Annotated in this window: 17 protein-coding genes and 5 pseudogenes; 13 read left to right on the forward strand and 9 right to left on the reverse strand. The window is 64.2% G+C overall.

From position 1 onward, the window contains the following. Together G3436_RS22140 and nrdR are read right to left on the reverse strand one after the other, a co-directional pair. A pseudogene (locus tag G3436_RS22140) lies at positions 1-175 on the reverse strand (bifunctional diaminohydroxyphosphoribosylaminopyrimidine deaminase/5-amino-6-(5-phosphoribosylamino)uracil reductase RibD); the annotation flags it as partial. Between the two features lie 37 nt (positions 176-212). Further along, complete coding sequence (gene nrdR, locus G3436_RS22145; RefSeq protein ID WP_163949503.1) at positions 213-677, reverse strand: transcriptional regulator NrdR; 465 nt, start codon at positions 675-677, stop codon at positions 213-215. 107 nt (positions 678-784) lie between these two features. Here nrdR and G3436_RS22150 point away from each other — a divergent pair, with 107 nt between their 5' ends. From G3436_RS22150 to trxA, 3 genes and pseudogenes are all read left to right on the forward strand, one after another. Further along, positions 785-1,231 carry a YbaY family lipoprotein gene (locus G3436_RS22150; protein ID WP_163949505.1) on the forward strand — a complete coding sequence of 149 codons (447 nt, stop codon included), beginning with the start codon at positions 785-787 and terminating at the stop codon, positions 1,229-1,231. Then, entirely contained in the window at positions 1,228-1,890 is a 663-nt protein-coding gene (locus tag G3436_RS22155) for a 50S ribosomal protein L11 methyltransferase (RefSeq protein ID WP_163949508.1), read from the forward strand. Before G3436_RS22150 ends, G3436_RS22155 begins: the two co-directional genes overlap by 4 nt. Positions 1,891-1,921: 31 nt before the next feature. Continuing rightward, a pseudogene (trxA, locus tag G3436_RS22160) lies at positions 1,922-2,793 on the forward strand (thioredoxin). A gap of 124 nt (positions 2,794-2,917) precedes the next feature. Here the strand turns inward: trxA and G3436_RS22165 are convergent. Then, a pseudogene (locus G3436_RS22165) lies at positions 2,918-3,263 on the reverse strand (hypothetical protein). Positions 3,264-3,388: 125 nt separating this feature from the next. Between G3436_RS22165 and G3436_RS22170 the strand changes: the two are divergent. The 5 genes from G3436_RS22170 to G3436_RS22190 all read left to right on the forward strand — a co-directional run bounded on the left by G3436_RS22170 (position 3,389) and on the right by G3436_RS22190 (position 7,267). Continuing rightward, positions 3,389-3,964 carry a DUF2796 domain-containing protein gene (locus G3436_RS22170; protein ID WP_163949512.1) on the forward strand — a complete coding sequence of 192 codons (576 nt, stop codon included), beginning with the start codon at positions 3,389-3,391 and terminating at the stop codon, positions 3,962-3,964. A gap of 1 nt (position 3,965) precedes the next feature. Beyond that, positions 3,966-4,685 (forward strand): ABC transporter ATP-binding protein, encoded by a 720-nt coding sequence (locus tag G3436_RS22175; protein ID WP_163949515.1) that lies wholly within the window; start codon positions 3,966-3,968, stop codon positions 4,683-4,685. After that, on the forward strand, positions 4,685-5,950 hold the full coding sequence (locus tag G3436_RS22180) for an ABC transporter permease (protein ID WP_163949517.1): 1,266 nt from the start codon (positions 4,685-4,687) through the stop codon (positions 5,948-5,950). Before G3436_RS22175 ends, G3436_RS22180 begins: the two co-directional genes overlap by 1 nt. 11 nt (positions 5,951-5,961) lie before the next feature. Beyond that, positions 5,962-6,474, forward strand: a complete 513-nt coding sequence (locus G3436_RS22185) for a DUF3299 domain-containing protein (protein WP_163949547.1) — start codon at positions 5,962-5,964, stop codon at positions 6,472-6,474. A gap of 109 nt (positions 6,475-6,583) precedes the next feature. After that, complete coding sequence (locus tag G3436_RS22190) at positions 6,584-7,267, forward strand: OmpW/AlkL family protein (protein ID WP_163949522.1); 684 nt, start codon at positions 6,584-6,586, stop codon at positions 7,265-7,267. A gap of 49 nt (positions 7,268-7,316) precedes the next feature. On the opposite strand, the gene G3436_RS22195 is transcribed toward G3436_RS22190, so the two are convergent. Both G3436_RS22195 and G3436_RS22200 read right to left on the reverse strand, forming a co-directional pair. Next, on the reverse strand, positions 7,317-8,246 hold the full coding sequence (locus tag G3436_RS22195) for an NAD-dependent epimerase/dehydratase family protein (protein ID WP_163949524.1): 930 nt from the start codon (positions 8,244-8,246) through the stop codon (positions 7,317-7,319). Further along, positions 8,239-9,123, reverse strand: coding sequence for a sugar nucleotide-binding protein (locus tag G3436_RS22200; protein ID WP_163949527.1), 885 nt, complete (start codon positions 9,121-9,123; stop codon positions 8,239-8,241). The genes G3436_RS22195 and G3436_RS22200 overlap by 8 nt, the downstream gene beginning before the upstream one ends. 253 nt (positions 9,124-9,376) lie before the next feature. Between G3436_RS22200 and G3436_RS22205 the strand changes: the two genes are divergently transcribed. Beyond that, complete coding sequence (locus G3436_RS22205; protein WP_163949530.1) at positions 9,377-10,219, forward strand: alpha/beta hydrolase; 843 nt, start codon at positions 9,377-9,379, stop codon at positions 10,217-10,219. Between the two features lie 12 nt (positions 10,220-10,231). Here G3436_RS22205 and G3436_RS22210 read toward each other — a convergent pair whose 3' ends face one another. Continuing rightward, positions 10,232-11,050: a helix-turn-helix domain-containing protein gene (locus G3436_RS22210; RefSeq protein ID WP_163949532.1), complete on the reverse strand. Its 819-nt coding sequence runs from the start codon at positions 11,048-11,050 to the stop codon at positions 10,232-10,234. A gap of 174 nt (positions 11,051-11,224) precedes the next feature. Here G3436_RS22210 and G3436_RS22215 point away from each other — a divergent pair, with 174 nt between their 5' ends. Together G3436_RS22215 and G3436_RS22220 are read left to right on the forward strand one after the other, a co-directional pair. After that, a complete protein-coding gene (locus G3436_RS22215) occupies positions 11,225-12,667 on the forward strand; it encodes an alanine/glycine:cation symporter family protein (protein WP_163949535.1) in 1,443 nt (480 codons plus the stop codon). A gap of 85 nt (positions 12,668-12,752) precedes the next feature. Next, positions 12,753-13,744 (forward strand): annotated as a pseudogene (locus G3436_RS22220) (asparaginase). A gap of 21 nt (positions 13,745-13,765) precedes the next feature. Here G3436_RS22220 and G3436_RS22225 read toward each other — a convergent pair. The 3 genes and pseudogenes from G3436_RS22225 to G3436_RS22235 form a co-directional block, all read right to left on the reverse strand. After that, positions 13,766-14,517, reverse strand: a pseudogene (locus tag G3436_RS22225) (SDR family NAD(P)-dependent oxidoreductase). 20 nt (positions 14,518-14,537) lie between these two features. After that, on the reverse strand, positions 14,538-15,323 hold the full coding sequence (locus G3436_RS22230; RefSeq protein WP_163949536.1) for a sulfite exporter TauE/SafE family protein: 786 nt from the start codon (positions 15,321-15,323) through the stop codon (positions 14,538-14,540). Between the two features lie 31 nt (positions 15,324-15,354). After that, positions 15,355-16,380 (reverse strand): TauD/TfdA family dioxygenase, encoded by a 1,026-nt coding sequence (locus tag G3436_RS22235; RefSeq protein ID WP_163949539.1) that lies wholly within the window; start codon positions 16,378-16,380, stop codon positions 15,355-15,357. 411 nt (positions 16,381-16,791) lie between these two features. On the opposite strand from G3436_RS22235, the gene G3436_RS22240 reads away from it, so the two are divergent. Beyond that, positions 16,792-18,180: an aminotransferase-like domain-containing protein gene (locus G3436_RS22240; protein WP_163949543.1), complete on the forward strand. Its 1,389-nt coding sequence runs from the start codon at positions 16,792-16,794 to the stop codon at positions 18,178-18,180. Between the two features lie 31 nt (positions 18,181-18,211). Further along, positions 18,212-18,784, forward strand: coding sequence for a hypothetical protein (locus G3436_RS22245; RefSeq protein ID WP_163949546.1), 573 nt, complete (start codon positions 18,212-18,214; stop codon positions 18,782-18,784). The last annotated feature ends 233 nt before the right edge of the window (positions 18,785-19,017 follow it).

Consider the following 19,017-nt stretch of genomic DNA (forward strand, 5'->3'; position numbering starts at 1 on the left):
CGCGTGCCAGCTCGCCGGCCTGGCGCAGCGCATGCACCTCGGCATGCGGCTCGCCTGCGCGCACGTGCCAGCCCTCGCCGACGATCTGGCCGTCGCGCACGATCACGCAGCCGACCCGTGGGTTGGGGTGGGTGGAGTACACGCCCTTGCGCGCCAGTTCCAGTGCGCGGGCCATGTAGTGGGCGTCGAGAACGGCGCGCTCGGCTGCCCGCTCACGGCTTGACCGGCTCGCGGGCCAGGCGGTCGATCTCTTCGCGGAACTCGTCGAGGTCCTGGAAGCGTCGGTACACCGAGGCGAAACGAATGTAGGCGACTTCGTCGAGCTTTTGCAGCTCGCCCATCACCAGTTCGCCGACGACCAGCGACTTGACCTCGCGCTCGCCGGTGGCGCGCAGCTTGTGCTTGATATGCGCCAGCGCCGCTTCCAGGCGCTCGACACTCACCGGGCGTTTTTCCAGCGCACGCTGCATGCCGGCGCGCAGTTTTTCTTCGTCAAAGGGCTGGCGGCTGCCGTCCTGCTTGATCAGGCGCGGCAGGACCAGTTCGGCGGTCTCGAAGGTGGTGAAGCGCTCACCGCAGGCCACGCATTCGCGGCGACGGCGCACTTGCTCGCCCTCGGCAACCAGTCGCGAGTCGATGACCTTGGTGTCGTTGGCACCGCAGAAGGGACAGTGCATGGTGGCAGGCAACAAAAAAAGGGAGGGCCATGGTAGCGCATCCCACTGGCAAGACAAGCCAAAGGGGTTACCATCCAGTGAGGAAATATCCCCCGAAGGAATTCACCATGCCATTTAGAGCGCTTGTTGTGCTCAGTTTCGCCGCGCTGCTGGCCGCCTGCAGCAGCGATGAACCCAAGCCCGTACTGGCCCCCAAGGCGCCTGTAGCAGCCAGACAACCGGCCGCCCCCGGCCCGCTGCCGGCCTACCAGCGCGAAATCAGCGGCACCCTGCTCGGCATTCCGTCGGGCGCCGAGGTGGAGCTGGCGCTGCTGGTGATCGACGAACGCGGCCGCCCGCAACGCTTGCTGGCCAGCAGCAATCTCAACGCCAACGGCCAGGACCTGCCGTTCCAACTGCGTTTCAACCCCGAGGTGTTCCCTGCCGGCGCCCGCGTCGAGTTGCGCGGGCGCGCCAGCCAGTCGGGGCAATTGATCCTGCACCTGCCACCGGTGGCGGTGGCCAGCCCGCAAACCCAGGCCACCGGCCCGCTGCGCTTCGAAAAAGCCCCGTGAGTGCACCGGCTCACCTGCAGTTGGCCTTGAGTGACCTGCTGGGCGATGCCCGTCTGGTGCTCAGCGAACTGCCGGCCTGCGACCTGAAGCTGTGGTTGATCGACGCGCAGAACATGCACCGCGCGTTCAGCCCGGAAGAAACCCGGCGCATCCTGCACGAGCCGCCCTACTGGGGTTTTTGCTGGGCCAGCGGCCTGGCCATGGCGCGCTACCTGGCTGAGCACCCCGACTGGGTGGCGGGCAAGCGCGTGCTGGATTTCGGCGCGGGCTCGGGCATTGCCGGCATCGCCGCAGCACGCGCCGGTGCACTTGAGGTGGTCGCGTGTGACCTCGACCCGCTGGCACTGGACGCCTGTCGTGCCAATGCCGCGCTCAACCAGGTGCAGTTGAGCTACGCCAGCGATTTCTTCGCCGAGGCCGACCGCTTCGACCTGGTGCTGGTGGCCGATGTGCTCTACGACCGCGCCAACCTGCCGTTGCTCGACCAGTTCCTCAGCCGCGGGCGCCAGGCGCTGGTGGCCGACTCGCGCGTGCGTGATTTCCGCCACCCGCTGTACCGCCAACTCGACACCCTGCACGCCCTGACCCTGCCCGACCTGGCCGAACCCCATGAATTCCGCCAGGTGAGCCTGTACCACGCCCGCCGCAGCGCTTTATAGTGATGCCATTCAAGGATTTGCGAGAGTCGCGATGACCCAGGACACCCCGTACATTTTCAATGCTACCAGTGCCGACTTCGATCAGTCGGTCATCCAGAACTCCTTCATCAAGCCCGTGCTGGTCGACTTCTGGGCCGACTGGTGTGCGCCGTGCAAGGTGCTGATGCCACTGCTGGAGAAAATCACTGCCGAGTACCAGGGCGAGCTGGTGCTAGCCAAGGTCAATTGCGACGTCGAGCAGGATATCGTTGCGCGTTTCGGCATCCGCAGCCTGCCAACCGTGGTGCTGTTCAAGGACGGCCAACCGGTCGACGGCTTTGCCGAAGCGCGGCCGGAGTCGGAAATCCGCGCTATGCTCGAACCGCACGTGCAGATGCCGCCCCCGGCAGCCGCCGACCCGCTGGTGCTGGCCCAGGGGCTGTTTGCCGAAGGCCGTTTCAGCGAGGCCGAAGCCACCCTCAAGGTGCTGCTGGGCGAAGACAACAGCAATGCTGCGGCGCTGATCCTGTACGCCCGCTGCCTGGCTGAACGGGGCGAGCTGGATGAAGCGCAACAGGTGCTGGACGCGGTCAAGAGCGATGAGCACAAGGCTGCCCTGGCAGGTGCCAAGCGCAGCTGACGTTCCTCAAGCAGGCCGCGAACCTGCCAGATGTGGCCGACCTGAAGTCGCGCCTGGCGCAGAATGCCGAAGACGACGAGGCAGCGTACCAGTTGGCCGTGCAACAGCTGTCACGCCAGCAGTACGAAGCCGCGCTGGATGGGCTGTTGAAGCTGTTCACACGCAATCGCGGCTACGAGGGCGGGTTACCGCACAAGACCTTGCTGCAGGTGTTCGACCTGCTGGGCAACGATCATCCGCTGGTAACGGTGTACCGCCGCAAGCTGTTTGCCGCGTTGTACTGAACATCGCTAGGGTGCTCTGCAGCCCATCGCTGGCAAGCCAGCTCCCACAGGTTCTCCACTGCCCTCAAGCGCAACGTGGTACCTGTGGGAACTGGCTTGCCAGCGAAAGGCGCGACGCGGTGTTTCAGCCGATCCAGTGATACACCGGCGCATCCGCCGCGCTTTCCACTCTCACATCGGCGCTATGGCGCAAGCGCACCAGCAAGCGCTTGCCTCCCGCGGTATTGCCCGCCAAGCCTTCCAGCGCCTCCAGCAACGCAGGCCCGTTGAGCTGCCCGGCCGTGCGCAGCACTCACGTGCCGCCTGCCACAGCGCATCGTCCGGCCGCGCTGACGCCACCGGTGCCGTACTCACCGCCGTCGCAGGCAGCGCAGCCTGCGCCAGTTGCCCGCTCAATTGCGCCCACTCATGGGGCTCCAGCTCCACGCTCAATCCACCGGCCACTGGCCGATGTGTCCACGAATACGCACGTTCGCATCCTCCGCTCGATCAAGCGCCCATGCTCCCACGAAGTTTCATCGAGCGACACTGGCACGCAGCCGGCAAGTTGTTATAACATTTCGAAACTCGTTCACGCCCTCTCGGAGTTGTGCCCATGCGTCGTCTGCTGCTTGCCTTGCCGTTCGCCCTGTTGCCGCTGAGCCTGGCTCAGGCCCACGATGCACACGATCATGACCACGCGCATGGCAGCCTGGGTGCCCACGAACACGGCGTGGCCCACCTCAACGTGGCGCTCGACGGCAGCGCACTGGAGCTGGAACTTGACAGCCCGGCGATGAACCTGGTGGGCTTCGAGCACGCAGCCACCTCCGCCGCCGACAAGGCCAAGGTAGCCGCGGTACGTGCGCAGTTGGAAAAGCCTCTGGCCCTGTTCGGCCTGGCCAAGGCTGCAGGCTGCAGCGAAACCGACCAGGAACTGCAAAGCCCCCTGTTCGGCGACAAGCCCGTCCACGATGACGATGGCGATGAACATGACCATGACCATGACCACAGCGATATCCACGCCCACTACAAGCTCGACTGCGCCACCCCGGCCAAGCTCACCCGCCTGGACCTGACACCGTTGTTCAAAGCCTTCCCCGCCACCCAGAAAATCCAGCTGCAACTGATCGGGCCCAATGGCCAGAAAGGCCTGGACGTGACTCCCGCCAACGCCACGATCGCCTTCTGACATGCGCCAGGCATTGATCGAACTGACCGAGCTGGGCTTTGCCTGGCCCGGCCAGCCTGCGTTGCTGGACATCCCGTCGCTGCGCCTGGAGGCCGGCGAATCACTGTTTCTCAAAGGCCCCAGCGGCAGCGGCAAGACCACCCTGCTCGGCCTGCTCGGCGGCGTGCAAAAGGCCGGGCGCGGCAGCATCCGCCTGCTTGGCCAGGAACTGGGCGAACTCAACCAGGGCGCCCGCGACCGCTTTCGTGTCGACCACACCGGTTACATCTTCCAGCAGTTCAACCTGCTGCCCTTTCTCTCGGTACGCGAGAACGTCGAGCTGCCCTGCCGTTTCTCGCGCAGCCGTGCCCAGCGTGCCAGCGAACGTCATGGCAGTGTCGACCAGGCCGCCGCCAGCCTGCTCGCCCACCTGGGCCTGCACGACCCGGCCCTGCTTGCACGGCGCGCCGACAGCCTGTCGATCGGCCAGCAGCAACGGGTCGCTGCCGCGCGAGCGTTGATCGGCCAACCGGAGCTGGTGATCGCCGACGAGCCTACCTCGGCACTCGACGCCGATACCCGCGAAGCCTTCATCCAGTTGCTGTTCGCCGAATGCCGCGCGGCGGGCTCGAGCCTGCTGTTCGTCAGCCATGACCAGAGCCTGGCGCCGCTGTTCGACCGCCAGCTGTCGCTTGCCCAACTCAACCGCGCGACGCGCTCTGCCAGCGACCTGGAGGTCTGATGTACCTGCTGCGCCTTGCCCTGGCGAGCCTCGCCAACCGCCGCTTTACCGCCGTGCTCACGGCCTTCGCGATTGCCCTGTCGGTATGCCTGCTGCTGGCCGTGGAACGCGTGCGCACCGAAGCCCGTGCCAGCTTTGCCAGCACCATCAGCGGCACCGACCTGATCGTCGGTGCGCGCTCGGGCTCGGTCAACCTGCTGCTGTATTCGGTGTTTCGTATCGGCAATGCCACCAACAACATCCGCTGGGACAGCTTCGAGCACTACGCCAGCAACCCGCGGGTGAAATGGGCCATTCCGATGTCGCTGGGTGATTCGCACCGCGGCTACCGGGTAATGGGCACCACCGAAGCGTATTTCGAACACTATCAGTACGGGCGCAAGCAACACCTGCAACTGGCCAGCGGCCGTGCGTTCGCCAGCGACCCGTTCGAAGTGGTGCTGGGCGCCGAGGTGGCCGAGGCGCTGCACTATACGCTGGGCGACAAGCTGGTGCTGGCACACGGGGTGGCCGCCATCAGCCTGGTCAAGCACGACGACAAGCCCTTCACCGTGGTGGGCGTGCTGCAACGCACCGGCACCCCGGTGGACCGCACGCTGCACATCAGCCTGGGCGGCATGGAGGCAATCCACGTCGACTGGCAGAACGGCATGCCGGCCCGTGGTGCAGGCCGGGTGAGTGCCGATCAGGCACGCAACATGGACCTTACGCCCAAGGCGATCACCGCGTTCATGTTGGGCCTGAACAACAAGGTCAGCACCTTTGCCCTGCAACGCGACATCAACGAGTTTCGCGCCGAGCCTTTGCTGGCGATCCTGCCCGGCGTAGCCCTGCAAGAGCTGTGGAGCCTGATGGGCACCGCCGAACAGGCACTGTTCGTGGTGTCGCTGTTCGTGGTGCTGACCGGCCTGATCGGCATGCTCACGGCGATTCTCACCAGCCTGAACGAGCGCCGACGCGAGATGGCGATCCTGCGTTCGGTGGGTGCACGGCCCTGGCATATCGCCGGCCTGCTGGTGCTGGAAGCCTTCGCCCTGGCACTGGCGGGTATTGCGAGCGGCCTGGGCCTGCTTTACCTTGGCATCGCGCTGGCCCAGGGCTATGTGCAGGCCAACTACGGCCTGTACTTGCCGCTGGCATTGCCCAGCGGCCACGAGTGGTCGTTGCTCGGGATCATTCTGGGCGCCGCCGTGCTGATGGGCAGCATCCCGGCCTGGCGTGCGTATCGCCAATCGCTGGCCGACGGTTTGTCCATCCACCTGTGAGAACGCCCTTGATTCGTCGTGCCCTGCTGCTGTTGCTGTTGATCGCTGCGCCTGTGTGGGCGGGGGAGCCGCGCACCCTGGAGTGGCCGCAACTGATCCCCGAGGGCGCGCCGGTGATCGTGCCGCAGATGACCCCGCTGCACGACCTCTCGCAACTGAGCAGCGCGCTGGCCGGCGAAAGCGGCCCGGCCGCGCAGCAGCAGGCATCGGATGCACCCGTGGTCAAGGCGCTCGATGGCCAGCAGGTGAAACTGCCCGGTTACATCGTGCCGCTGGAAGTCAGCGAAGAAGGCCGTACCACCGAGTTTCTGCTGGTGCCCTACTACGGCGCATGTATCCATGTGCCACCGCCGCCCTCGAACCAGATCGTGCATGTATTCAGTGAAATCGGCATCAAGGTCGAGGAGCTGTATCAGCCCTACTGGGTCGAAGGGCCGATGCAGGTGAAGGCCTCCAGCAGCGAGCTGGCCGAAGCCGGCTACCAGCTGGAAGCCGAGAAGATCTATGCCTATGAACTACAGTAGATGGCCGCGCTGAGGCGTTTGCCGTTTCATTGAGCTGCGTCAACAGTTGCCGTCTGTCAGCTCCTTACCATTGGACTCATTAAATTCTAAACGTCCTTTGGGAGCTTCCATGAACAAGTCCTTGCTCAGCGCCTCGCTCATTGCCCTGGCGCTTGCAGCCCCTGTTGCCAACGCCCACCAGGCTGGCGATTTCATTCTGCGTGCCGGCTCCATCACCACCGCGCCGAACGAAGACAGCGGCGAAATCAAGCTCGACGGCGCCAAGCAAAGCGGCACCAAAGCGACGCTGACCAGCGATACCCAGCTGGGCCTGGCCTTTGCCTACATGATCACCGACCACGTCGGCCTGGAACTGCTGGCAGCCACGCCCTTCCAGCATGAAGTCGGGGTCAAGGGCCTGGGCGCCGGCCTGGACGGCAAGCTGGCCGACATCAAGCAACTGCCGCCGACCCTGTCGCTGCAGTACTACCCGATGGAGCCGACCTCCAAGTTCCAGCCGTATGCCGGTATCGGTCTGAACTACACCCTGTTCTTCGATGAAGACCTGAGCAGCAACCGCAAGGCGCAAGGCTTCAGCAACATCAAGCTGAAGGACTCGGTGGGCCTGGCCGGGCAACTGGGCATGGACTACATGCTGACCGACAACCTGCTGGTCAACGCCGCCGTGTGGTACGTGGACATCAACACCGAGGCCACCATCGACGGCCCGAGCGCACTGGGCGTGCGCAAGACCAAGGTGGATGTGGAAGTGGACCCATGGGTGTACATGGTGGGGATCGGCTACAAGTTCTAAAATCAGCAAGCCCCGATCAGTCGGGGCTTTTTTTTGTCCGCCAGGTGCCTCAGCGCCCCAGCAAGCGCGCCAGCCCTTCGGCCAGCGGCGTCGGCTCGGGGAAATCGAAACGCTCCAGCAAGCGCCGATTGTTCGCCCGCGAATGACGAATGTCACCCGAACGCGCCGGCCCATAGCTGATCTCGGGCAAGTGCCCCACCACCGCCCGCAGCGCTTCGAGCAACTGGTTCAGCGAGGTGGCCTGGTTCAGGCCGACATTCACCGCGCCCTCCTGCACCTGCGCCAGCTCCAGCGCCTGCACCATCACCGTCACCAGATCGCCGACGTAGAGGAAGTCACGGGTCTGCTCGCCATCGCCAAACAGGCAGATCGGCAGGCCGTTGACGGCGCGCTCGCTGAAAATGCTGATCACCCCCGAATAGGGCGACGACGGGTCCTGGCGTGGCCCGAAGATGTTGAAGAAGCGAAACACCACCGGCTCCAGCCCATGCTGGCGACGATAGAAGTCCAGGTACTGCTCGCTGGCCAGCTTGTCCACGGCATACGGCGTGAGCGGCGCCTTGGGGGTCTCTTCGTCGATCGCCTGGCCTTCGCCATTGTTGCCGTACACCGCTGCACTGGAGGCGAACAATACCCGCTTGATACCCGCCAGGCGCATCGCTTCGCAGACATTCAGGGTGCCGATGAAATTGCTCTGATGGGTCTTCACCGGGTCATCGACCGACGCCTGCACCGAGGCCACCGCCGCCAGATGCACCACTGCCTGGCAGCCCTCGGCCACCTTGGCGACCAGCGCCGCATCGGCCACATCACCCTGGATCAGCTGCAGGCGCGGATTGCCCAGCGGCAGGTTGCTGCGCTTGCCGGTGGACAGGTCGTCGAGCACCCGCACCGCGTAACCCTTGGCCAGCAGTGCATCGCTCAGGTGGGAACCGATGAAGCCGGCACCACCGGTAATCAGGACAGGAGCATCAGCCATGACGATAGAATCGGTCCAGTAAGGTCGGCAGGCCGGCGCGCCAGGCGCGTGGCTTGATGCCGAAGGTGTGGAGAATTTTCTTGCACGCCAGCACCGCATGCTGCGGCTCTTCGCCAGCGTCCGCGCGCGCGGCGTGGGCCTGTGCGGTGGGCGCCTGCACCGCCAGTGCATGCAGTTGCCCCGCCTCGCCCAGGATCGCCTGCCCCAGCGCCAGCGGCGTGGTGGCCTCGTTACCCGCGTAATGATAGGTGCCCCACAGCGGCGCGCCACAATCGAGTTGCTTGAGCACCGCCAGAATGACCCGCGCAGCGTCATCGGCCGGGGTGGGGTTGCCACGCCGGTCGTCGGCCAGCAGCAGTTCCTGCGGCTGCTCGGCACGCGTCAGGAAACGCCCCAGCACGCCATCGACACTGTCATCCAGCACCCAGCCAAAGCGCAGCAGCACATGCTGCGGACAGGTGGCGCGCACGCTCTGCTCGATGCGCCACAACGCCTGCCCACGCAGCCCGAGGGGCACCGGCTCGTCTTTTTCGCTGTAGGCCGTGGCCCGCGACCCGTCGAACACCCGATAGCTGGACGGCTGCAGCAGCACGATATTGTGGTGCTGGCACAGCTCGGCCAGACGCTCGACCGCGTGCTCTTGCGCCGCCAGGCGCTGCTCGCTGACCGATTCGGCCTGGAACCAGTCGAAGTAGTAGGCCAGGTTGACCAGGGCGTCGGGGCGGGTATCGTCGAGCAGTTGGGTCAGGCTCGCCGCATCCCAACCCTGGTCCGGTGGGCGCGGTGCCAGAAAGCCGATATCTTCCTCGGCCCCCAGGCGAATCAGCGCTTGCCCAAGGGCATTTCCACCACCCAACAGCATCAGGCGCATTCGCATAGAGTCAGCAGGTCCGGTCAGATAAGTGAGAGAGGCCGATATTTTGCGGCTTCCGGCAGGGGAAGTCCAACCCGCGGCCACCAGGCGCCACAGTCTAACGCGCCGGTGGATTCAATGGGCCCGATTGAACGTAGTTCAAGAAATAGCCAATCCGCCAACCAGAAATGCCTGACTGCATCTACTGTAAAAATTCAGCCTCATAGGTTCTTTCTCGACTTGTCGACCTTAACCCGCAGGCAAGAGGACGCTTTTCATGCCGATCAGAACGGCTGCACAAGGACGCGAGCGTTGGCAATTCGACGAACCCAGCCCCGGCCGTGAATGCCTGGTGGTGGAGGCATTCGACGGTTACCAGCAGGAGGCTCGCCTGCTGATCCCCGACATCGAACACGCCCCGCCGGCGTTCATGCTCAGCGGCGCACGCAGCGACTTTACCCACTTCAACCCGTTGCTGTACCGCCTGCAGGCACTGGGGGTGGGTTCGCTGACCGGCAACCTGTCGGGGCACAGTCGCGCCAGCCTGCCGGGCGCATCGGCACCGTCCCTGCACACCAATCTGGGCGAGGCGCTGCGTTTTTACCGGCATGTGGAGCACCGCTGCACCACGGTGATCGGCCACAGCCTGGGGGGCGCACTGGCGCTCAAGGTCGCCGCACACCACGCCCGCCAGGTACAGCGGCTGATCCTGATCTGCCCCGCGGTGTATGCCGACAGCGCCTACCACGCGCCCTTCGGGCCCGACTTCACCCGCGCGATCAGCGTGCCGAACGGCTTTATGGAGAGTGACAGCTTTGCCTTCCTGCGCCGCTTTCAAGGGCGGGTGCTGTTGCTGATGGGGCAATACGACGGCCTCAAGGCCGCCGACTTCGGGCGCCCACCCGGCACCTCGGCGGGCTATGTGGAGATCGCTGGCGTGCCGCGCTACAGCCCGATCCCCGAAGAAGTTGTCGAAGGCCTGCGCGCGGCGCTGCGCCCCTCACAGCTGGAGCGGGTGTACCTGGACGGCTGCGACCATGGCATTGCGGCACACCTGCGCGCCGAACCCGCGCTGGCGGATGCAATTGCACAGCAGGTGGCGGCGTTCATCCGGGGGTAGCGAGGCCGGGGCTCACTCGATCTCGAACAGACCGTTGCGGATCGGCCCCACATTGAGCCGCTCGCGCACATCATCGTCGATGCGCGGATCGTCCGGACGGTAGAGCTTGACCTGTCGGAACGCATTGATGCGGTTGATTTGCGTGCCCAGGTATTCCCACACCACACGGGTGCAGGCCGGCGTGCGCCGATCGCCGCTGGACACACCGGTCTTGAGCCCGTTGAGCCGGGTGATTCGGCTTTTGAAGCTGGGGATCAGGATGGTCTGGCTCATTTCGTTGACGGTCAGCGACTCGTAGTCCATCAGGAACAGCCGATCCTGCAACTGGAACGCCGCCCCCAGGTAACGGCAGCGCACCCAGTCTTCGGCCTGCACGTCGGTGCTGCTGGAACGCTCCTGGCGCTCCTGGCGCTCGAACAGGAAACTGCCGCGCTCCTCGCGCAGGTGCACCAGCGACAGCAGGATCGCCCCAGGTACCGACATGCAGTTGGAATACTCGAAGTAGTAACCGCAATAGCGCGACAGGTTGCCGGCATGCTCGCGCAACGGGCGCAGCAACTCCAGCAACGGGTCGCTCTGCACCGGGCTGGACAGCGCCGAACTGCGCGCACCGATCAGCCGCGCGAACTGCTCGGGCGGCAAGCCCAGCTCGTAGTCCTCCACGCCGAAAAAATCACCGATGCGCTTGAGGTTGTAGGCCGTCGGCTGACTCTGCCCGCTCAGGTACTTGTTGAACTGCGCGCGGTTGATCGACAGCTGCCGGCAAACCTCCGAAATAGAGCGGTAATGGCTGCATGCCAGCTTGAGATTGCTGCCCAGGTGTTCACTCATGGCCAATTACCAATTGATGCGACAGGCGCCAGTTTAGCATCAACTCGCATCAACTGAGAGCAACCCGCGAAATTGTAACGTTGTTTGTCATGGCCAACCATGCGCTCCATGGACACGGCGCGTCGACGCCGGCCACACGTCTTTCAAACCAAGAACAAGAATCGAGGTCACGCCATGCTCGAAGTGCTCAACGATTTCCTCTCGGGGAAACTCCTTATCGTGCTTATCGTCGGACTGGGTAGCTATTTCACCATCCGCTCCCGCTTTGTCCAGTTCCGCCATTTCGGCCACATGTTCGGTGTATTCAAGGAATCGTTGCGCGGCCAGGCCGGCCAACTGAGTTCGTTCCAGGCGCTGATGCTCAGCCTGGCTGGGCGCGTGGGCGCCGGCAACATCGCAGGCGTGGGCATCGCCGTGACCCTGGGTGGCCCGGGCGCAGTGTTCTGGATGTGGGTGACCGCGCTGGTCGGCATGTCCAGCAGCTTCTTCGAATGTACCCTGGCCCAGGTGTACAAGCGCGCCGACGGTGACGGCCTGTACCGTGGCGGCCCTGCCTACTACATCCTGCATGGCCTGAAGCTGCGCAAGATGGCCGTGGTGTTCTCGGTGCTGCTGCTGGTGACCTACGGCTTTGCCTTCAACGGCCTGCAGTCGTACACCGTGACCCACTCGCTGCAGAACGCCTTCGGCTTCGCGCCGGAGCATACCGGTGTTGCCCTGGCGGTGCTGCTGGCCATCGTGTTCCTGGGCGGCATCAAGCGTATCGCGTCGGTCTCCGACCTGCTGGTACCGGTCAAGACCCTGGCCTACATCGGCGTGACCCTGTACGTGATCGGCAGCCAGATCGACCACGTGCCGGCCATGCTGGAAACCATCTTCAAGAGCGCCTTCGGCCTCGACCCGGCCTTTGGCGGCCTGCTCGGCAGCGCCATCGTCATGGGCGTGAAGCGCGGCGTGTTCGCCAACGAAGCAGGCCTGGGCAGTGCGCCGAACGTGGCCGCCGTGGCCGCCGTGAAACACCCTGGTGCACAGGGCGTGGTGCAGGCGTTCAGCGTGTTCCTCGACACCTTTGTGATCTGCACCTGCACCGCGCTGCTGATCCTGCTGTCGGGCTTCTATACCCCAGGTTTCGAAGGTGACGGCATTGTCCTGACGCAGAACTCCCTCGCCGCCGTTGTCGGTGACTGGGGCCGCCTGTTCGTCAGCGTTGCACTGTCGCTGTTCGTGTTCACCTGCATTCTCTACAACTACTACCTGGGCGAGACCAGCCTGCAGTTCCTCACCCGCAACCGCGCCGTGCTGATGGGCTACCGCGCCCTGGTGCTGGCACTGATCGTGTGGGGCTCGGTGCAGAACCTGTCGACCGTGTTCGCTTTCGCCGACATCACCATGACCTGCCTGGCCTTCGTCAACCTGATCGCCCTGGCCATGCTGTTCAAGATCGGCCTGCGGGTCATGCGTGACTACGACGAACAGCGCAAGGCCGGTATCCAGCAACCGGTGTTCGATTCGGCCAAGTTCGCCGACCTGGACCTGGACACCAACGCCTGGCCTGCCGGCAACAAAGCCGACAACGCCAGCACCGTGGTGGTCGGCCAAGCTCAAGCGCAACGCTGAGTCGCCAACGTAAAGCCGCCCCTTGCAGGGGCGGCTTTTTCATTTGCAGTCGCCCTTTTCTTTTCACCTGCCCGGAATGCTCATCATGCGCGCAGTCAACAACCTCCTCGTGCTCTACACCGGCGGCACCATCGGCATGCTGCAAACCCCTCAAGGCCTGGCGCCGGCCGGCGGCTTCGAAGCACGCATGCGCGACTGGCAGGCACAACAGGCCGATGCACCCAAGGTGCAGTGGCAGCTGCGCGAACTCTCGCCCCTGCTGGACAGCGCCAACATGCAGCAGGCCAACTGGCTGGCCATGCGTGATGCCATTGTCGAGGCGGTAGAACGCGACGGGCATGACGCGGTCCTGCTGCTGCACGGTACCGATACGCTGGCCTACAGTGCTGCGGCCCTGTCATTCCTGCTGCTGGGGTTGGACGTGCCGGTGCTGCTGACAGGCTCGATGTTGCCGGCCGGACTGCCGGGCAGCGATGCCTGGGCCAACCTGGACGGGGCCTTGCGCGCATTCGATGACGGCCTTGGCGCCGGGGTGCAGGTGTACTTCAACGGCAAGCTGCTGCATGGCGCACGCACCAGCAAGCTGCGCAGTGAAGCCTTTGACGCATTTGCCGTGCAGCCGCGCCAGCGTAGCGCCGCCCACGCCGATACGTTGCCTGCGGCACTCAGTTACTGCCAACCCCGCCAGCCAGTGAACCTGGCCGTGGTACCGGTGTTCCCCGGCTTGCAGGCCGCCCACCTGCGTGGCTTGCTCGACAGTGGCGTGCAGGGTTTGGTGCTGGAATGCTACGCAGCGGCACCGGCCCCTCCGACGACGAGGCCCTGCTGCAGGTGCTGCAGCACGCCCGTCAGCGGGGCGTGATGCTCGTGGCCATCAGCCAGTGCGCGCAGGGCAGCGTGGTGTTCGACACCTACGCCGCCGGCAGTCGCTTGCGTGATGCCGGGCTGGTCAGTGCCGGCGGCATGACCCGCGAGGCGGCACTGGGCAAGCTGTTCGCGCTGCTCGGCGCCGGCCTCGACGTTGCCACTGCCGAACACTGGTTCGTGCTGGACCTGTGCGGCGAAGCGGCGCAGTAAGCCGGCTGGCCGCCAGGCCATTCACAGATTGCGCGCAATACTCAGGCCGGCACTGCTCTGCGCAACCGGCATGATCTCGATCGAGTTGATGTTCACATGCTCGGGCAATTGCGCGATCCAGGCCACCGTGTTGGCCACGTCCTCGGGCAGGATGGCGTCGACGTCCTGGTACAGTGACGCCACCGCCTGTGCATCACCGTCCAGGCGCACCAGCGAGAACTCGGTACCGGAACACAGGCCCGGCTCGATGTTGCTGACGCGTACGCGGGTGCCGGCAAGGTCCGCCCGCAGGTTCAGGCTGAACTGCCTGACGAACGCCTTGCTTGCGCCATACACGTTGCCGCCCGGATAAGGGTAGGTGCCGGCGATCGAGCCGATATTGATGATCAGGCCACTGTTGGCCGCCACCATGCCCGGCAGGATACGGTGGGTCACCATGGCCAGCCCGGTGATGTTGGTATCGATCATGCGCTGCCAGTTCTGCGCGCTGCAGGCCGGTGCCCGATCGATACCCAGCGCCAGCCCGGCGTTGTTGACCAGCACATCGATCTCCAGCGACGCCTCGCGAATCTGCCCCACTGCCGCGTCGAGCGAGGCCATGTCGGTGACATCCAACGCCAACGGGATGAAGTCAGGGCCCAGTTCGCGCTCAAGCTCGACCAGTTTGTCCAGACGCCGGCGCCACCGATCACGCGATAGCCTGCGCCGATCAGGCTGCGGCAGATGGCACGACCAAAGCCTGCCGAAGCGCCGGTCACAAATGCGGTTTTCATAGATTCTCCACTCATTAGGATCAAGCCAGGTATTTCACGCCAAGGCTGGCGAACAGGCACAGCATCGACAGCACCAGCACCTTGCGCACCACTTCGCTACCCTTGCGAATGGCCAGCGCACTGCCCATGTGGTTACCCAGGATGTTGCAGGCCACCAGCGGCAGCGCCAGCAGGTAGGCCACCTTGCCGGCGATGACAAAGGCCACCAGCGCACCGATGTTGGAGGCGAAATTGAAGGTCTTGGAATTGGCCGAACTGGAGACCAGGTCCATCTTCAGCAGGTAGTGAAAGGCAATGATGAACATGCTGCCGGTACCCGGGCCAAAGAACCCGTCGTAGAAACCGATGACCAGGCAGGTCAGCGGCACCACGGTGAACAGCATGCGGCTGGACAGTTCGTGCTCTTGCACCGGACGGTCCTTGGGCGTGAGGAAAATCAGGATGCCCACCGGTATCAGCGCCAGGATGATCTTGCCAACCGTCTCCTGCGAGATCGAAACGATCAGGTGCGCCCCAAGGTAGGCGCCAATCAGCGAGAACGGTACGCCGACCAGTGCGACCTTCCAGACCATCTTGCTGTTGGCCAGGAAATTGCGGATGGCGGCCAGCGTGCCCAGGGTGCTGACCAGTTTTTCCTGGCCCAGGGCAACCTGCGGCGGTAGCCCCACCAGCAGGAAGCCCGGCACCAGAAACAGGCCACCGCCGCCGGCGATGCTGTCGACGAAGCCCGCAATAAAGGCAATCGCCCCCAGCAGCAGGATCGCGAATACCCAATGTTCAGCCCAATACGCGCCCAGCAGTTCCATAGTGTTACCCGAGGTTGAATCAGAGAAATCGTTACGAACGAACTTCGTACAGATGGTCGGCACGTGCGTAGTGCACGCGGTTCAGGTCATTGACCGCAAACAGGCGAATCAGCCAGCGATCGGCGCCATCGTTGTGCGGCTCGAAACCGTCGCGGGCATGCAGCACGCGCTGGTTCTTGAAGATCATGAAGTCGCCCGGCAGCAACAGGTGCGGCTCGTCGAAACGGCGCGACTCCAGCAGCGCTCGCAGGGTGTTCAACGCACATTCGGCGCCGGCGTTCATGCCGTGCGTGTTCTCACTGTCGAAACGGCACAGCCACTCATTCGCCAGGCCACGCACCAGTACCGGCAAGCCGGGGGTGCTGCGCCGGTTGCTGGCGAACGAGTCGGGGCGGCGCACCTCGAACTGGGGCAGGCTCAGTTCGCGTACGGTGGCGGCCGGCAAGGCCTCGACCACGGCGTCCAGGTTGACCAGGGTGGTATTGATGCGCGGGTCGCAGCGCATGCCCACGAACGACAGGTACTCCGGGCAGCACGACAGGTTGTCGACGCGCTCGGAAGACAGCGGCAGGTCGGGGTTGTCCACATGGTAGGAAAAGCGCAGGCGCGAGCCATGCGAGCTTTTCTGGCTGGAGGACGTACGGGCCGGTATGACATGACGGAACAGCCGGCCGCCGTTCTCGCCTTCGTACACCACCGGGTGGATACCCAGCAGGCTCTGCAGCGACAGGCTCACCAGGCACGCTATCGGCGTGCTCTGTGGGCTGAGCACGCCGGAGTACGGCGTGGGTGGGGTATCGGAGTCGCGCGGGCAGTTGCGGATGACCATCGAGGTCAGGTGCGGGTCCAGCACAAAGTCGCGAACCTGCTGGGTCAGTGCGCTACCCAACACATCCTGCGCTTGCTCTTTGAGCTGGAAGTAAATGTCCTTGTTGGCTTCGAAGTCCAGGGGGGTCTGCTTCAGTACCGCCTGCCAGGCACTGCAAACAACCCAGGGCAGTCGTATTTCGAGGGTGCTGGCCGCCGCGACTGCGGGCTTGAGGTGTGCGCTTTCCATTTCGACAAAACTTCCATGTTGCCAGGCGCGATGCCATTCGGAGAGTTCAAGGCCAGGCGTGCCGGCCCGACTGTTTTCTGTGAGCCCAATCACACGCTGGCAACGCCACGCGGGGTACCGGGCAGAGCAGTACGTCGGCTCAATCTATGAATTGAATCGACGCAATAATTGTAATCTTGAACACAAATTCGATTCAATTTATTTCTGACTCTTGACTGACAAACGGCATCAAGCACAGTAAAACCTGGGGCGCAGGCAGCTCAACCAAAGCACCGCTGCATCAACACACCCAGCGAGCACGCACATTGCATCAATCAAAATCGACTCAATACATAGGCAATTAGCTCAATTACGCTGACATTAGCTTTCATGCTACGCTCTCGCGCTTAAGTAAATTCTGGTGTGTTACCTATGTGGGTTCCTCAATACAGCGGCCACGGGCAGCCGGTCTATCTGATGATCGCCGACGCCCTGGAGCACGACATCGCTGCCGGGCGCCTGGCGGCCGGCGAGCGCCTGCCCACCCTCAAGGATCTGGCGGAGGCGCTGAAAGTCACGCCCGGTACGATCGGGCGCGCCTACGACGAAGCCGCCAAGCGCGCGCTGGTGGTAGGCGAAGTCGGGCGCGGCACGTTCGTGCTGCAACAGAAAGGCAGCAGCCCGCTGTCGGTCGGCGCCAAGGCGGCTGGCGACAAGGCCGAGAACGGGCCGATCGACCTGTCGATCATCAAGCCCAACGATGCCAACACCACCGACTGGTTGCGCCAGTCGATCACTGACCTGGCCCATGCCCCGGACCTCAGCCAGGTGCTCGACTACACCACCGACGGGGGTCATGCCCTGCACAAGCAGGCCGGTGCACGCTGGGTGCAGCGCAGCCTGCCGCAGGCCAACTGGCAGCAGATCGTGCTGACCTCAGGCGCCCAGCACGGCTTGCTGGTGACCCTGAGCAGCTTGTCCAAGCCCGATGATGTGATCCTGTGCGAGGAATACTGCTATCCCGGCATCATTTCCCTGGCCCACGGCCTGGGGCGACGCCTGCACGGGGTACGCATCGATGAGCATGGCCTGGTGCCGGAGGCATTTCGCGCCGCCTGCATCGAGCATCGCCCTGCCCTGCTGGTATGCGTGACCACCTACCAGAACCCGACCAACTCGATCATGCCGGCCGAACGCCGCGAGGCGATCGCGCAGATCGCTCGTGAGTTCGACGTGTTCATCGTGGACGATGACATCTATGGTTTCCTGCAGCCCAGCCCGCAGCACAAGCCGATTTCGGCCTATGCCCCGGAACGCTCGATCTACCTGACCAGCCTGTCGAAAAGCATCCTGCCGGCACTGCGTATCGGCTATCTGCATGCGCCACCAGACACCCTGTCGCGCCTGTCGTCGATGGTGCGCAGCAGCGTGTGGATGCCCTCCCCGCTGATGGCACAGTTGGCCAGCAATGTGATCAACAGCGACCTCGGCGGCCAGTTGGTCAAGGTGCAGCAACAGGAAGCGGCAGCGCGCCAGCACATGGCCAGCAAGATCCTCGGCGGCTACCGTATTCGCACACAGCCCAACAGTTTCCACCTGTGGCTGGAGCTGCCCGAGCCCTGGACCAGCGACGAGTTCGCCAACCTGGCGCGCGCCAATGGCGTGGCCGTGGTCAGTGGCAGCCAGTTCCTGGCCCAGCGCAGCAGCAGCACCTGTGGCGTGCGTATCGCCCTGATGACGCCCAGCCGCACCGAGCTGCGCTTTGCCCTGACCAAGTTGGCGAGCCTGCTGGCCGCGCCCGAGCCGCGTCTGTTTTACTGAGCGTACATTGTTGGACGTAGCGGAGCATCTGATGGAACTGGATGGAAATGGACTCCCCTGCCTGGGGCAGTTTTGTGAAGAGGGTTTTGTCGATTGCGTGTTCAAGGTGCAGAACCTGGAACACCACGGCGGGCATTATCACTTCGACCTGCGCGGCTCATTCGCCGGGCAGCCGGTGGGTCTCAAGGTCAGGCTCATCAGCGAGGTGGGGCCGGGTTTCGATGCCGACATGCAACTGATCCACGCGCACGTGTACCGCGCAGGGGTTGTGCTGTCGTCGCTGGGCGCACAAACCGAAGGTTTCACCCGCGCCCTGGCCAGCCTGTATGAAATGCCGCTGAACGCGGCGCTGGCACCCACCGCCTGCGAGGCACTCAGCGTGGTGGCACTGCAGCAGGAGGCGGTCGGGCTGGCCGATGGGCCGATACGCCTGAAGCTGTTCGGCCAGGACGAGCACGCAGCGGACGCCGAACGGTACTACGAGAGCTTTTTCAACGTCGACCTGCGCGCCGGGTTCGTCTACTGGAACGAGAAGGACACGGCGTATCGTGCGCCCATGCTCAGAGCACTGGCCGCGCTGGCGCCGGGAGGCATGCACGCATGACAACTGCCCCGCAGCTGATCGCACTGGACCACGACGAGCGCGAGTAGAACAGGACGGCACGGTGTTCGGCTTTGAGCTGCGCGAACCTGAAACAGCAGATGACGAATGGGTTCGTGGACGTGGTGCCAGGGCATTACATGGCGTTTTTTGCCCCCTGGGACAGCGGCGAGTATGAGAGCTGATCGGGGAACTGCCCCTCATGACGCAAAACGCCGATGCAAGGCATCGGGCGT

The organism is Pseudomonas brassicae, from assembly GCF_010671725.1.
Taxonomy (GTDB): domain Bacteria; phylum Pseudomonadota; class Gammaproteobacteria; order Pseudomonadales; family Pseudomonadaceae; genus Aquipseudomonas; species Aquipseudomonas brassicae.